General features: G+C 54.0%; 10 protein-coding genes. 9 read left to right on the top strand and 1 reads right to left on the bottom strand.

The window, feature by feature from the left end; all coding sequences use genetic code 11:
• The first annotated feature begins 193 nt into the window (after positions 1-193).
• Positions 194-1,390, top strand: coding sequence for a sialidase family protein (locus RID21_RS07110; protein WP_350187965.1), 1,197 nt, complete (start codon positions 194-196; stop codon positions 1,388-1,390).
• A gap of 52 nt (positions 1,391-1,442) precedes the next feature.
• Positions 1,443-3,437, top strand: a complete 1,995-nt coding sequence (locus tag RID21_RS07105) for a 3-keto-alpha-glucoside-1,2-lyase-like domain-containing protein (RefSeq protein WP_350187964.1) — start codon at positions 1,443-1,445, stop codon at positions 3,435-3,437.
• 51 nt (positions 3,438-3,488) lie between these two features.
• On the opposite strand, the gene RID21_RS07100 is transcribed toward RID21_RS07105, so the two are convergent.
• Positions 3,489-5,273, bottom strand: a complete 1,785-nt coding sequence (locus RID21_RS07100; protein WP_350187963.1) for an ABC transporter ATP-binding protein — start codon at positions 5,271-5,273, stop codon at positions 3,489-3,491.
• Between the two features lie 337 nt (positions 5,274-5,610).
• Between RID21_RS07100 and RID21_RS07095 the strand changes: the two genes are divergently transcribed.
• Genes RID21_RS07095 through RID21_RS07065 form a run of 7 tightly spaced genes read left to right on the top strand, consistent with a single transcriptional unit; the run spans position 5,611 to position 14,353 of the window.
• Complete coding sequence (locus RID21_RS07095; RefSeq protein ID WP_350187962.1) at positions 5,611-7,089, top strand: O-antigen ligase family protein; 1,479 nt, start codon at positions 5,611-5,613, stop codon at positions 7,087-7,089.
• Positions 7,090-7,123: 34 nt separating this feature from the next.
• The gene (locus RID21_RS07090; RefSeq protein ID WP_350187961.1) at positions 7,124-8,617 is read left to right on the top strand and encodes an oligosaccharide flippase family protein; all 1,494 of its coding nucleotides are present in this window, start codon (positions 7,124-7,126) and stop codon (positions 8,615-8,617) included.
• Between the two features lie 52 nt (positions 8,618-8,669).
• Positions 8,670-9,851 carry a GNAT family N-acetyltransferase gene (locus tag RID21_RS07085; protein ID WP_350187960.1) on the top strand — a complete coding sequence of 394 codons (1,182 nt, stop codon included), beginning with the start codon at positions 8,670-8,672 and terminating at the stop codon, positions 9,849-9,851.
• A gap of 52 nt (positions 9,852-9,903) precedes the next feature.
• On the top strand, positions 9,904-11,049 hold the full coding sequence (locus tag RID21_RS07080) for a glycosyltransferase (RefSeq protein ID WP_350187959.1): 1,146 nt from the start codon (positions 9,904-9,906) through the stop codon (positions 11,047-11,049).
• 7 nt (positions 11,050-11,056) lie between these two features.
• Complete coding sequence (locus RID21_RS07075; RefSeq protein WP_350187958.1) at positions 11,057-12,313, top strand: GNAT family N-acetyltransferase; 1,257 nt, start codon at positions 11,057-11,059, stop codon at positions 12,311-12,313.
• A 45-nt stretch (positions 12,314-12,358) separates the two neighbouring features.
• Positions 12,359-13,609 carry a glycosyltransferase gene (locus RID21_RS07070; protein ID WP_350187957.1) on the top strand — a complete coding sequence of 417 codons (1,251 nt, stop codon included), beginning with the start codon at positions 12,359-12,361 and terminating at the stop codon, positions 13,607-13,609.
• Positions 13,610-13,618: 9 nt separating this feature from the next.
• Positions 13,619-14,353 carry a polysaccharide deacetylase family protein gene (locus RID21_RS07065; RefSeq protein ID WP_350187956.1) on the top strand — a complete coding sequence of 245 codons (735 nt, stop codon included), beginning with the start codon at positions 13,619-13,621 and terminating at the stop codon, positions 14,351-14,353.
• The last annotated feature ends 23 nt before the right edge of the window (positions 14,354-14,376 follow it).

Genomic DNA, 14,376 nt, shown 5'->3' with positions numbered 1-14,376 from the left:
TCTGTCCAGTTCCGGTTCCAGATCTAAGGTTGCAGAACACTTTTCACGCGTACCCGAAAACCGGATTCACATCGCCGTTTGTTGATCTGAATACTCGCCACGGGTGCGTTGATCTGCTAGCATGGCTTCAGTCTCGGTTTGCCTTAAAACCATTGATCCGACATGACGTTCTACCAGCTAATGAGGTCTCATTTTGCGCTCTCTGTTTACCGCCTGCTTCGCTTTTCTGATCACCTGCTCTGTACTGACTCCAATCAAAGGCATCAGTGCCGAACCGGATGATCAATCTGATCCCGCCCTGGTTGCTCCGCCAATCAATACGAATCCCGGTCCGGAATACGCGGATGACACGCGGATGTTCCAGGGAATCCCGGGACTGGAACGCTCCAAAGATGGTCGTCTGTGGGCCCTCTGGTATTCCGGTGGTACGACGGAAGGGGAACTGAACTACGTCATTCTGGTAACCAGTGGTGATGATGGCAAAACCTGGTCGGGTCCTAAACTGGTCATCGATCCGCCTGGCCCCGTGCGTGCTTACGATCCCGCGTTATGGCGGGATCCCTCGGGAAAGCTGTGGCTGTTCTGGGCACAGTCTTACCGCTGGTGGGACGGACGCAGTGGTGTCTGGGCAATTACGACCGATGAAGCCGACAAGGAGAATCCGACCTGGAGTAAACCACGTCGCATCTGCAACGGGATCATGATGAATAAGCCCACGGTCCTGTCGAACGGCGACTGGCTGCTGCCTGTGGCCGTCTGGAAACAACCGGCTAAAGAGGCGATTGAGTACCGTTTCGATTTACCTGAGGAACGGGGCGGTAACATTATTATCTCACGGGATCAGGGCAAAACGTTTGAACTGCTGGGACAGACCGATGTTCCCGAGCGTACTTTCGACGAACATATGATTGTCGAACGCAAAGATGGCAGCCTGTGGACTCTGGTGCGTACGCGTTACGGTATTGGCGAATCAATTTCCACGGACGGAGGTAAGACCTGGTCTGCCGGGAAAGCGTCGACCATTCCGCATATCAACGCCCGCTTCTTTATTCGCCGGCTGAATTCCGGCAATCTGTTGCTGGTACGACACAACCCTGCCGACCGCAAGACGCGACGTGATCTGACAGCTTACATCTCAAAGGATGATGGCAAGACCTGGGAGGGAGGCCTGCTGCTGGATGAACGGCCGGGAGTCTCCTATCCAGACGGTGTGCAGAGCAAAGATGGTACGATCTACATCATCTACGATTACTCCCGAACCGGCGACAAGAATATTCTGATGACGACCTTTACCGAGGAGGACGTTCTGGCTGGCAAACCGGTTTCCGGCAAAGTCCGTCAACGGGTGCTGATCAATCAGGCAACGGGCGAAATCCCCAAGAAGAAATAAGTTTTCAACGCTCTTTAATTCAGTCAACGACTCGCCAACATGAGGTTTTCATATGAGGTGTCTGTTTTATCTGGTCGTATTATCCGGTCTGTTGTTCGTGCCCGCGGAGTCTTTTGCGAAAGCGCGGCAAAATGTACTGATTCTGTTTTCTGACAATCAGAACCAGGAAGACTGTGGCTGCTACGGCAACAAGGTAATCAAGACACCGCATATCGATCAACTGGCCCGGGAAGGGACGCGCTACCAGTATGCATTCGCGACCACTGCTTCCTGCGGTCCCTGTCGCGGTGTGTTTTATACCGGGTTACAGACTTATGCGAACGGGCAGTACGGACATCCGCACGGTGCGCATAATTTTCGACTGAGACCTCATGTTGAGACCGTTTTCGCGCTGCTTGATAAAAACAAGTATCGGACGGGGATGATCGGCAAATACCATCTCTGGCCGGAAGACACCACAATCGATTTTCAACCTAAAGTTGGCAGTTACGCGGTCAAGGCGATGTCCGACCTGGCTACCGAGTTTATCCAGCAGGAAAGTGATGAACCGTTCTTCCTGGTACTGGGTTTTCACGATCCGCATCCGACCTCCCGCACACAACCGGAATGGGGTGTGAGAGCTCCCGAACCCGGAATGCCTGTAGAGGAATACGATCCTGCCCAGATCCAGGTGCCCCGTTATCTGCCCGATCGACCTGAAGTACGCGAAGGACTGGCCGGCTATTACCAGCAGATCAGCTATATGGACGCCGGCATTGGTCGTATACTCAAGGCACTGGAAGGAGCGGGACACGCCGACGATACGCTGGTCATTTTCACCAGCGATCACGGTTCCTCTGAACCCGGAGCGATGGCCAACCATTACGATCCGGGAGTGCATGTGCCGATGATTATCCGCGAACCGGGACTGCCGGCCGAGAAACAGGGAGTCGTTTCAGACGCGATGGTCTCGCTGCTCGATGTCACTCCGACGGTGCTGGACTGGACCCAGACCAAAGGGCCTCGCTACAAGTTGCAGGGGCGGAGCATGCTGCCGACGGTCGGTCAGCAGCACACTCCCGGTTGGGACGATGCCATTCTAGCGCACAACTTTCATGAAGTGACCATGTATTATCCGATGCGGACGATTCGGACCCGCGACTATAAACTGATCTGGAACCTGGAATGGCGATCGAAGTACCCCCTGCCGATAGATACCCTTTCGCGGGCCACCTGGAATGAAACACTGCGTTTGCAGGAACCGACACTCGGGCAGCGGACCGTGCACAAATTCCTGTTCCGTGACGAAGTCGAGCTGTACGATCTGAAACAGGATCCAGACGAGGTCATCAACGTGGCCTGTCAGCCCGAATACCAGGATGTCCGCAGAGCGCTCTCGGATAAGCTGCTGAACTATCTGCAAGAGTCCGATGATTTGTGGCTCAAACAGTATACACTGCCGATCTCGTGTGAATCTCCTGCAGAGGAACAGGCGGCTGAATACAAGCCTCTGTTCAACGGCAAGGATCTGACCGGCTGGACGTTAAAGCGGGCCAACCGCAAAGGGTATCATGTTGCTGATGGCAAGCTGATTTGTCCGTCTGATGGAGGGGGCTTCCTGTTTACCGAGAAAGAATTTGGCGACTTCAGTCTGAAATTCGATTTCAAACTCACCGAGGGAGCCAACAACGGGATTGCCATCCGCTGTCCCCTCGTCGATCAAAGGCCCGCTTACGAAGGGATCGAAATCCAGGTACTGGATAACAAAGGCTACCCGAAGAAGCTGAAGCCGACCCAATATCATGGCTCAGTGTATGACGTCATCCCGGCGAAGAAAGGTGCATTGAAACCGGCCGGAGAATGGAACCACGAGGAAATCATCTGCCGCGGTTCGAAAATCACCGTGATTGTTAATGACATGCCTGTTCTGCAGACCGACCTGGCGGACATCAAAGACCCCAAGGTGCTCGAAAAACACCCCGGTCTCCAACGCGCGCGTGGTCATATCGGCCTGTTGGGCCATGGCAGTCATGTGGAGTATAAAAACATCCGGGTCAAAGAGTATTGAGCTGAGTAACGCTGCAAATATCGCTTTAACCCGGGCTGGTCCAGACAGTGCTTACTGCTCCAGGAACTCGTAGAGCTCCATCCAGCGGACTTCCAGTTCGCCGATCTCATCGACGAGGGGCTGCATTTCCTCATGCAGTTCCTGCGCCTGACCCGGACTGGTGGCTTTCAGAAACTTTTCGTTGATGCTGTTCTTTTTCTCATCCAGCTGCGCAATTTTACGTTCGATGGCAGAGAGCTCTTTGCGGGCTTCCTTGATTTTTCCCCCGTAGCCTTTTTCCCGGGGAGCGTCCTGTTTGCTCTGTTGCTCCTGTTTCGCGACCGACTGTTGATTCGCCTCGCGGTGCCCGTCAGCGACCTCTTTTTTAACCCGGTAGAGATAGGCGTCGTAGTCCCCTTCGTAACTCTTGACGGAGCCGTTGGCGACTTCGATCACATCGGTGGCGACCTTACCCATGAAATGCCGATCGTGGCTGGTGAAGATCACGGTTCCCTGGAAGCCTACCAGAGCGTCTCCCAGTGCTTCGACCGTCTCGACGTCCAGGTGGTTGCCCGGTTCGTCGAGGATCAGAATGGAATAGTTGCCGAGCAGAATTCCCGCCAGGCACAACCGTGCCCGCTCGCCCCCACTCAAGACCTTGATATTCTTATCCAGAGCCTGTTCCTTGAAAAGGAAGCTTCCGGCGACGTTCAGAATCTGCTGCGCGGTTGTGCCGGGAGCAGACTCGTGCTCGAGGTACTCGCGAATCGTCATTTTATCGGGTAACGATGTATAAACGTGCTGCGCGTAACAGGCGACATTACAATGATAGCCCCAGCGGAGTTCCCCGTCTTTGGGAGACAGCGAACCGGCTATGGTCCGCAGGAAGGTGGTTTTCCCCTGACCGTTATCCCCCACAATGGCGGCCCGAGAGCCGTGTTCGATTTCGAGTGTAATGTCATCGGCTACCTTAAGATCGGGATAACCAATTGCCAGCTGTTCGCAGGCCAGCGCGACCCCCTGCCGTTTTTCGGTCTGCGGAATGACGATATGCACCGTCGATTCAGCGCTTTCGATTTCGGTGATTGTCAGGCGTTCCAGCTGTTTCTGTTTACTGCGGGCCTGTGAAGCGGTATTGGCGCCCGCTTTATTCTTAGCGATGAAGGTTTCCAGCTGACGGCGTTTGGCCATTACGGTGGCGTTGGTTCGCTCGTCCCGTTCACGGAGAATGTCCTGGTTTTCAAGATACTGATCGACATCGCCGTTGAAGAGGGTGAGTTTACCCCGTTTGAGTTCGAGGGTCTGGGAGCAGACGGCTTTCAGAAACGAACGATCGTGGGAGACGACCAGCACGGCACCGCGGTAATCTTTCAGAAAGTCTTCGAGTAGCAGCTGAGTACGCAGGTCGAGGAAGTTGGTCGGTTCGTCCAGCATGAGGAAGTTAGGTTCGTGCAGCAACAGGGCTGCCAGCTTGACGCGGGTCTGCCAACCACCGGAGAGCTCCTTGACGGGACCGTTGAGGAACCGGCCTTTCAATTCAAACTGGCCGGCGACGGCGCCACATTTCCATTCGGGCTGACCACTGTCGCGCATCAGAAAGTCGAGTGCACTTTCCCCCTCCTGAAACGGATCGTGCTGTCTCAGATAGCCGACGCGCAGATTGGGATGCCGCGCGATCTGCCCGCTGTCGACAGATTCTTCTTCGAGCAGAATCCGTAAGAGGGTCGATTTGCCGGCACCGTTGCGTCCGATGAAACCGACTTTCTGATCGTCGGCCAGTGAAACAGAAGCTTCTTTCAGCAGTTCCTGAGCACCGTAACTCTTGGTCACATTGGATATATCAATCAGGGTCGCCATTACTCTACCAGGTCGTTTTTTTAGAGGGATTATTAGTAAAACGTATACACGAGGACAGAGAAGATAACGGGAAGCACGAAATGATTCAATTGATCAAACGTGCTGCTTTTGCAGTGACCCCGATTCATCTCACCACGAACTTTCTCAGCCCTTGACGGTTGTAGCAATTATTACAGCCCGGAAAGCGAGGGAAACGTTGAATTCTCGCCACATGCAGCCGGTTCCTGATCTATCTTTTCAGTAAGTGCGCAATGTCAAAATATCCGGATTGAAGAGCCTGAAACTCTGTACCGTTCCGGATATACGGAAACGCGGATTTCCAACTGAATCGAGTTCGATGATTAACCAAGGAAATTCATCCAGTCCTCCTGCCGAGCGGGCCGCTCCCAGTACGAGAATGCCCGATACGCAGAGCATGCGCGCTCAAAACGCGGCTGCTCCACGCCGCCGCCCCCTGCCTCAATCGATCATCGGGGGAAATTCGGCTCCCCACAATGCTTACATCCTGTTCCTGCTGGTCAACATCAATCTGTTTTTGAGACCCGCGGAGCTGGTTCCGGCTTTGAAGGGACTGCCGATCTATGAAGTGCTGATCCTGTCATCCTTCTTTCTGTCACTGGATCAGATCAAGCGTGTGGTGCAGTTTCCGAACCTGAAACGTCAGCCGATAACGCTGTGCGTGATTGGGGTGCTGGTCGCTGTGGCGATGTCACATTTATCGCATATGTACCTCTACGGGGTACGGACATCGACAGTCGCATTCCTGAAAACACTGATTTATTACATTCTACTCATCTCCATTATCGATTCTCCCAAGCGTCTGAAGGGACTGCTGAAAACGGTGGCGATCTCGTCATCGGCGATGATTCTGCTCTGTGTGATTGACTATGCCGGGATCATCGACTTTGAATTCATCAAACACGTCAGCGACCGTGACGGCGTCTCAGATGCGGGTGAAGTCATTCGCGTCTTCCGGATGCGGGGTACCGGGATCTTCCAGGATCCCAACGACCTGTCCGTACTGATTGTCGCCACCGGTATGCTGTGCCTCTACTTTTTCAACGATCCGGTCAAGAGCTCGTTTCGGTTCCTGTGGATCGTGAGCATGATCATCCTGATGATCGGTCTGCTGGATACCCGCTCACGCGGCGGCCTGTTGACTCTGGGCATCGCAGGCATGGTCTTCGTATTACCGAAATATGGTAAGAAAGCCGCGATTGTCTGCGCAGTCGTGGGTGTTGCCGGTCTGACAGTGCTCGCAGGGCGACAGGGCAATATTGACTTGAACTCCGGTACCGGACACGACCGAATTCTGCTCTGGCGCGAGGGGATCTCTGCCCTGAAGTCTGCGAATCTGTTTTTCGGAATTGGCCAGGGTGAATACTCTGACATGGCGGGGCTCGCGGCTCATAATTCATACGTCCACGCGTTTACGGAACTGGGGTTGTTTGGCGGTACCCTGTTCATCGGCTGTTTCTTTTTTGCTGCTCTGGGTCTGTATCGTCTGGTGCGTTTTCAGAATGCTTCCCGGGGAAAACCAATTATGCGGAACCGGGAACTGGAACGTTACCTGCCTTACGCCTGTGCGATCCTGGCAGCCTGGTGTGGCGGGATGATGTCACTCTCCCGCTGTTACGTGGTTCCTACCTACATGATTGTAGGAGTCTCTGCGGCTTATCTGAACCTGGCGGGAGCCAGTCTGGCGCGACCTACTCCCATCGTTTACTGGAATAAACAACATCAGCTCTGGCTGATTGGTATCAGTGTGGGAATGCTGATCTCGATTGCCATTTTTGTACGAATTTTCGCCGGCTGACCTGTCGTCAGTACGGTTCCTCGAAAGAACAAGCATGAATCAGCGTCGATCAGTAAAATGGAATCTCTGTGCCAACTGGCTCAACCATGGGGTGAGCCTGTTGATCGGCGTATTCCTCATGCCTTACGTACTGCACATTCTGGGCGACCAGCAGTACGGAAGCTGGATTTTCATCAACGCGATCGCCGGCTATTCGGGCTTGCTCTACCTGGGCTTTGGCCAGACGATCAGCCGGTATGTGGCGCATTATCACGCCAAGGAGGACTGGAAACACCTGAACCAGGTGGCGAACGTGATTTTCGCGATTTACCTGGGAATGGGTTTCCTGGCATTGACGGCAGCCGGCATCATTGCCTGGCTGGCGCCCCATCTGAGTGAATGGGGATCGGTGCCAATCTCCGAAATCCGACTCGTCATCCTGATTCTGGGCCTGAACGTATTTGTCGGCCTGGCAGGCAGCGTGTTTGGCGGCGTGCTGATGGGCATTCAGCGGTTTGACATTGAACGCGGAGTCAACCTGACCAGTGGGATTCTGCGTCTGGTTCTGACCGTGGCGTTCCTGAGAGCCGAACAGGGACTGCTGATTATCGCCTCGGTGTTCCTCGCGGTCACCCTGTTTGAAAACATCGGGCAGTGCCTGTTTGCGTTTCGCCAGTTGAAACAGTTCCGCATCAGCACAAAGTATATGGACTGGTCGATCCTCCGGGAATGTGGCTCGTTCAGTGGGTTTGCCTTCATCGATGCCATCGCCTGGACCCTGATCGAGGCCACCGATTCCATAGTGATCGGGATCTTCTTCAGTCCAGCCATGATCGTCCCTTATTACATCGCGTTACGACTGACACAGTTTATCAATATGCCGATTGCCCAGATCGGCAAGGTCTTCATGCCTCGGGCAGGAGAGTTGAATGCCAATGAGGACCACTGTGCCTTACAGAAGCTGGTTCTGAACGGCGTGTCCCTTTCCTTTCTGCTGGTGACCGGTTTTTTCATCGGCGCAGGCTTTTTCGGACAGACGTTGATCAACACCTGGGTGGGCCCCGGATATCCGGAGAGTCATCTACTGCTGATAATTCTGCTGGGCGCCCGGATCGTGGCACTACCGATCTCGATCTTCCGCTCGGTGATGTACGGCATGGGGAATGTGAAAGTCCCGTCCCTGATTTACATGGGAGAAGCGCTGGCCAACCTGATTTTATCGCTGATTTTGATCCAGTATCTGGGACTGGTTGGCGTGGCACTGGGGACCGCGATTCCGATTCTGTTTGCAGAGCTTGGCATCCTGCTCCCCTATGCAATGAAAAAACTGGATATCTCCCGGAGCCGACTGCTGCGTTATGCGATTGGACCAACCATCGCCCCGCTGCTGGCTCTATTGGCGTATTCCTACTGTCTACCGCATTTCTTTGAGATACGGAACTCATGGGTGGCACTGGTCTGTATTGCCTGTGGAGGGGGAGCCTTCCTGGCTGGAACCTGGCTGCTGTTTGAAAAAGGCAACCCTTTACCCAAACGAACCACGTCCTGAAATATTTCTATCTGAAACACTTTAATCACTATTAACCCTGACAGGTATTTGAATGACTTTACTCGACTGTTCTCACCAGACGATTGATACGCTTACTAATGCTTCTGCGACACTGGAGACGGCGCAGACGCTGTCACTGGCTCAGTATGACAGCAGCCAGCGTGCAGCCTGTCTGGAAGTCTGGAAAACAGTAGAAGCACAATTCTCCGAGGTTCCCCTGATGTGTTCACACGTCTGGACGTCAACCTGGATCGAATACTTCGGCGACCTGGTCCCCTACTCGTTCGTTGTGGCGACCAAAGACAATGCCCCCTGCGGCATCTGCCTCGTGACCGAAGGGGTCGCGCAGTTCGACGGTCCGCTGGCTGTCAACACGCTGCACCTGGGAACGGCGGGGGAACCGGCGTCCGACAGTGCGTGTGTGGAATACAATGCGTTGCTCGTTCCCACTGAATTACAGTCTGACTTCATGCAGGGACTGATGGGACTGCTCGAGAGAAACAAAACCTGGGATGCAATTCACTTTGACGGATTTGCGAGCGATGAGCTGGATGCCTGGAACCTGCCCGTTTCCGAAGAGGGTTACCGCAAAATCGAAAGTCGCTATTTCGACCTGAAATTGATCCGGGAGGAAGAACGGGAAGTCATTTCCGGCTTTGGTTATTCCACCCGTAAAAATCTGCGGAAGAACATGAAATCATACGGCGACCTCAACGGACAATGGGCGGAGAGCGTTGCCGAAGCGGAGGACATCTTTGCGGATCTGGTCGAGTTACATCAGGCACGCTGGCAGAAAGAGGGGGAACCTGGTTCCTATGCCAGTCAGCGTTTTACCGATTTCCATAAAGCGCTGATTCAGAAGCTGGTTCCCAGCGGACAGATGGGGTTGTTCCGCGTCAAGCTCGGCAACGACATCATCGGTTGCGTGCAGGTCCTGATCGACCGCAACCGCGTGCTGTGCTACCAGGGTGGTTCTGCTGAATACCAGGGTAAACTGAGCCCGGGTGTGATCGCGGATTATCTCTGTATCGAAGAGTGCTTCCGTCGTGGCTTCGATGCCTATGATTTCCTGGCCGGTAACAGCCACCATAAGCAGAAGATGAGCACACATCACAGCTACCTCACGTGGGCACAGGTGAAGCGTCCCCGCTGGAAATTCACCGCATTGAATACCCTGCGGAAAATTAAACAGACCATGCAGCTGATTCAGAAATCGAACGCCGACGAGGAATGAACATATCGTTATCAAGTTCAGTCGGAATCAATCTCTTATGAATGAAAATAACATGAGCACCATCGAAATCAATTCCAGCAACGAAACCAATGCCGCGACTCAGAAATCGGCAGCGCGGCTCCGGGTCTGTCATCTGAGCCTGACTCTGTGCACGGGCGGACTGGAACGTTTGCTGGTTGATTTTGCCCGGTTCCATAATGCAGCGGAGTTCGAACTCGAATTCGTCGCGCTGGGAGAGATGGGAGCTCCTGCGGAAGAAATCCAGAAGCTGGGATGTCCCGTCATTCCCTTTCCGTTGACTGCCTCGGGTAAGCTGGGACGCATCCGTCAGTTGAAGGAATTCTTGCTGGAGAAGAACTACGACCTGCTGCACACGCACAATGCGTACCCTCACTTTTACGGCACACTGGCCGGACGTCTCGCCGGGATCCCCGCGATCATTCAGACGCGTCATGGTCGCCGCTTCGGAGAGACCTTTAACGAGCGGCTGCAGTTTGCGCTGGCCAGCCGCCTGGCGAATCGCGTGATTCCTGTCTCGGACGACACAGGAGACCGCTGTCGCTCAGTGGGCTGGTTGAATGAGCGTAAAGTGACCCGCATCTGGAATGGGATCGACGTGGATCGGTTTGCCTTTTCCGGACCGGCGGCAGAGATGCGGGCGATTACTGTCTCGCGTCTGTCGCCTGAAAAGGATCTTGCAACGATGCTGCAAGCGGTGCGGCTGGTCGTTGATTCGATTCCTGAATTCGAGCTGATAATCGTAGGAGATGGTCCCGAACGCGCGAAACTGGAACAGATCACAATTGAACTCAACCTGGAATCCCATGTGCGTTTCCTGGGAGAGCGGAATGACATCCCTGACCTGCTGACTCAAGCCGGCTTTTACGTTTCTTCTTCTCTGACAGAAGGAATTTCACTGACCCTGCTGGAAGCGATGTCAGTTGGACTACCGATTGTGGCGACGGCCGTCGGTGGAAATCCGGAGATTGTCCAGCAACCGGAAACCGGACTGCTGGTCCCCGCGGCGAATGCGTCGCTGCTTGCGGAAGCCATCTGTCAAATGTGTACTCAGCCTCAGAAGTGGCTGACCATGGGCCAGTCGGCCCGCGAACGTGTCGAACAGCACTTCAATGTGCGTTCAATGATTAAGGACTACGAAATCCTGTATCAACAGATTTTGAATCTACAAGTTAAGTGAACCCGCCATGAATATGAATTTAACCTGTACTCACCACGATCTGTCTCTCGACCCGGAAATAGAACAAGCCGCGCCGTTTGATGATCTCCAAATCAGTTTCCATGCCGTGCAGATGGAAGACCTGCAACCGATGTCCCGGTTCTATCAGGACTGGCTGGCACTGTTTGAACAGGATCCACACGCACTATTGAACCATCACCCGGATTACCTGCTGTATCTGCAACCGCAGTTACAGAAGTCGTTTCCGGATCGCCCCAGTTACGTGATGTTTTGCCGTCACCAGGGGACGCTGGTTGCAGCGGGTATCTGTTGTCCGAAAAATCTCAGTACGAAGACGCTGCGTGGTATAGGGCCGGCACGAGTGCTGCAAGGTTATTATTTAAAGGGAAACGGGTTTCTACTGCAGCAGGCATACCAGGATGATTCCGCGTTTCTCGAATTCCTGCTGGAAACCACATTAAAATTCTTTCAGCAGCAACATGCGACATTTCTGTTTCTGGAAGATGTCCATCTCGACTCGCCTGTGAAAGCCTGTCTGGATCGGCTAGAGGGACGCTGCCTGACCTATTCCCATACGGGATACCAGCCGCGCAGCCTGATCCGGTTCCCGGAAAATGCAGCTGACTACTGGAATCAGTTCCGGTCCAAATCACGTCGTAAGCATCGCAAAATGATCCGGGATAACAGCCATCTCAAGCTGGTGCGGATCACGGAGCCAGACCAGATTGCCGACTTTCTGAGTGCAGCTCACCAGGTTTCGAAAAACTCATGGCAGAGTCAACGACTGGGGCTACGTGTCAAAAATAATGATCAGGAAGTCAGCGAGTTGATGTTCTACGCGTTGCACGGTGCCCTGCGTTCTTATCTGCTGATGGACGGGGATCGCCCGGTAGCGTTCAAAATCAGTAACCAGTTCCAGGGAATCTTCAACGATCTCGAATTCGGGTTTGACCTGGATTATGCCAGCGATTCACCGGGTGAAACACTGTTGTTACTGATCCTGGAAGATCTGACGGAGTACGACTCGCCCCGCACTTATGATTTCGGTGAAGGCGATGCCCAATATAAGCAGCGCTACAGTTCCGAGCTGACCCATAGCGGTGCCATCTTACTGCTTCCCAAAACATTAAAAAACAAAAACCTGCTCTGCTATCTGAACGCTTCCTGCTGGATTGATCAGACAGCCCGAAACCTGTTGAAAACCACGGGAATCTATACCGGTCTGCGACAACTGGTGCGATATGGAAAACTGGGCAGCAGGTAAGCTGGCCCAACAGTAGCGCATTGACTATCGAAAGATGGACGACTTATGAAAATCCTGTTCTTATCTAATGTGTTTCCGAATTCCCAGCACCCGGGAAAAGGGACGTTTAACGCTGCGATGCTGCAGTCCCTGGGAGAACTTCACCAAACCCATGTGATCTCGCCGGTCGCCTGGGTGGAGGAGTGTTCTTCCCGGGTCAGGCATAAGGCTCGACTCGATCCCGACTGGCTGCCTTTTGAAGCGGCTAACGGAATGCGCGTTGATTATCCGCGGTTCTATTACCCGCCGAAAATGCTGCATCAGCATTACGGCCAGTTCCTGTACTGGTCGATCCGATCGACTTTGAATCGGGCTATCGCCCGGTTTCAACCGGACGTAATTCTGTCGTACTGGCTGCACCCGGATGGAGAGGTCGCCGTCAGGGCAGCCCGCGAACACGGAATTCCCGCGGTCGTCATGACGGGAGGCAGCGATGTCTTGCTGTTGACCCAAAATCGACATCGTCGGCGGGCGATTCAATCGGTCCTGCAGCAGTCGGATGCTGTGATCACGGTGAGCCAGGACATCGAAGCCGCGGTGCAAAAGCTGCAGATTCATCCTGAGAAGATTCATACAGTCTACCGTGGCGTGGACCGCAGTCGCTTCTGCCCCGGTGATCAACGGGCGGCCCGCGAACGGCTGGGACTGGATCCTGATCGCAAAGTAATCGTCAGCGTGGGACGACTGGAACCCGTGAAAGGACATACGGTTCTGCTGGAAGCCTGTAAGAAAATAAGTAAGCAGGGGCCTCCATTTACATGCTATGTTTTAGGTAACGGCTCATTACATTCCCGTTTGAGCCAGAAAGTAACAGAGTATGGATTAGACAAGTATTTCCAGTTGCAGGGATCACAACCACAGTCCCGACTGGCAGACTGGTATCGGGCCGCTGATGTCGTTGCCCTGCCCAGCCTTTCAGAAGGGGTTCCCAATGTGCTGCTGGAAGCGATTTCCTGCGGAAGCCGTTTCGTGGCCAGTCGCGTGGGCGGGATTCCGGAGATCGCCGATCCCCTCCAGGATCGGCTGGTGACTCCGAACAACCCGCAGCTGCTGGCAGACGCCCTGTCGGGCATGCTGGCGGTGCCTGCGATTCCGGAGCAACGGGTTTTCGAACCTTTGACCTGGCAGGAGTCCGCTGTGCAGCTCAGTCAGATTTTGTCTGACTGCAGTACGCGGTATTCAGCCGGTTTAACAGAACAGCAGAAATCGCGATCGTCCTACCGTCGTAAAAACAGAAAACTCAGACAACCAGTTTGAAATTCGAACATGAACCAGATTCGCCAGTTGATTAAGCGTTCGCTGACTGCAGTCGTCCCACGGCGACTGTTTCTGGTTCAAGGTACGTCTCCCCATCCGGTTCTGTCATCAGAGACACAAGCGGGTTCCCACTTGCAGGCGCCCGTACCGCTGGCGTTGACCTTCGATGATGGTCCGCATCCGGAGTACACCCCCCGCCTGCTGGATCTGCTGCTGCAGTATCAGCAACAGGCGACTTTTTTTGTGATCGGCGTCCAGGCACAGCGTCACCCCGAAATCATCCAGCGGATGGTTCAGGAGGGGCACGAAATCGGCAATCACACCCTGACTCACAGCGAGCCTGCACAAACGACAGCCAGACAGTTTCTGGCAGAGATCGATCAGACAGATCGGATTCTGAGTGATATCACCGGCAGCATTCCGCGCCTGGTGCGGCCTCCTAAAGGAAAACTGACCGCGGGCAAAATGCTGGGGCTCTGGCGGCGTCACAAAACCATCGTGCTCTGGGATACCGATCCGCGGGATTACCAGATGACTGAAAACTCACAAATCAACCAGTGGTGCGAACGCTTTCAGCCGCGGGCAGGGAATTTCTGCCTGATGCACGACAATCACCCCTACGCGATTGAAGCGGTCCGTCAGCTTTCGGAACACACACAATATGATATCCGCTCCCTGGGAGTCAGCCACTGGCTTGCTTCCGGTACGAAACCAGCGCCAGTCAAACAACGGGCTTCTGCCTGAGAGTATACAAAGGAATTTCTGAT

This window comes from Gimesia sp. (assembly GCF_040219335.1).
Taxonomy (GTDB): domain Bacteria; phylum Planctomycetota; class Planctomycetia; order Planctomycetales; family Planctomycetaceae; genus Gimesia.
Note: the sequence above shows the minus strand (reverse complement) of the source record. Positions and strands in the feature narration are given on the sequence as shown.

What these genes read in the sequence shown, in the direction of transcription:
- RID21_RS07105 (WP_350187964.1), top strand. Translation starts at nt 1,443, where the DNA reads ATGAGGTGTCTGTTTTATCTGGTCGTATTATCCGGTCTGTTGTTCGTG.
- RID21_RS07100 (WP_350187963.1), bottom strand. Translation starts at nt 5,273, where the DNA reads ATGGCGACCCTGATTGATATATCCAATGTGACCAAGAGTTACGGTGCT.
- RID21_RS07095 (WP_350187962.1), top strand. Translation starts at nt 5,611, where the DNA reads ATGATTAACCAAGGAAATTCATCCAGTCCTCCTGCCGAGCGGGCCGCT.
- RID21_RS07090 (WP_350187961.1), top strand. Translation starts at nt 7,124, where the DNA reads ATGAATCAGCGTCGATCAGTAAAATGGAATCTCTGTGCCAACTGGCTC.
- RID21_RS07085 (WP_350187960.1), top strand. Translation starts at nt 8,670, where the DNA reads ATGACTTTACTCGACTGTTCTCACCAGACGATTGATACGCTTACTAAT.
- RID21_RS07080 (WP_350187959.1), top strand. Translation starts at nt 9,904, where the DNA reads ATGAGCACCATCGAAATCAATTCCAGCAACGAAACCAATGCCGCGACT.
- RID21_RS07075 (WP_350187958.1), top strand. Translation starts at nt 11,057, where the DNA reads ATGAATATGAATTTAACCTGTACTCACCACGATCTGTCTCTCGACCCG.
- RID21_RS07070 (WP_350187957.1), top strand. Translation starts at nt 12,359, where the DNA reads ATGAAAATCCTGTTCTTATCTAATGTGTTTCCGAATTCCCAGCACCCG.
- RID21_RS07065 (WP_350187956.1), top strand. Translation starts at nt 13,619, where the DNA reads ATGAACCAGATTCGCCAGTTGATTAAGCGTTCGCTGACTGCAGTCGTC.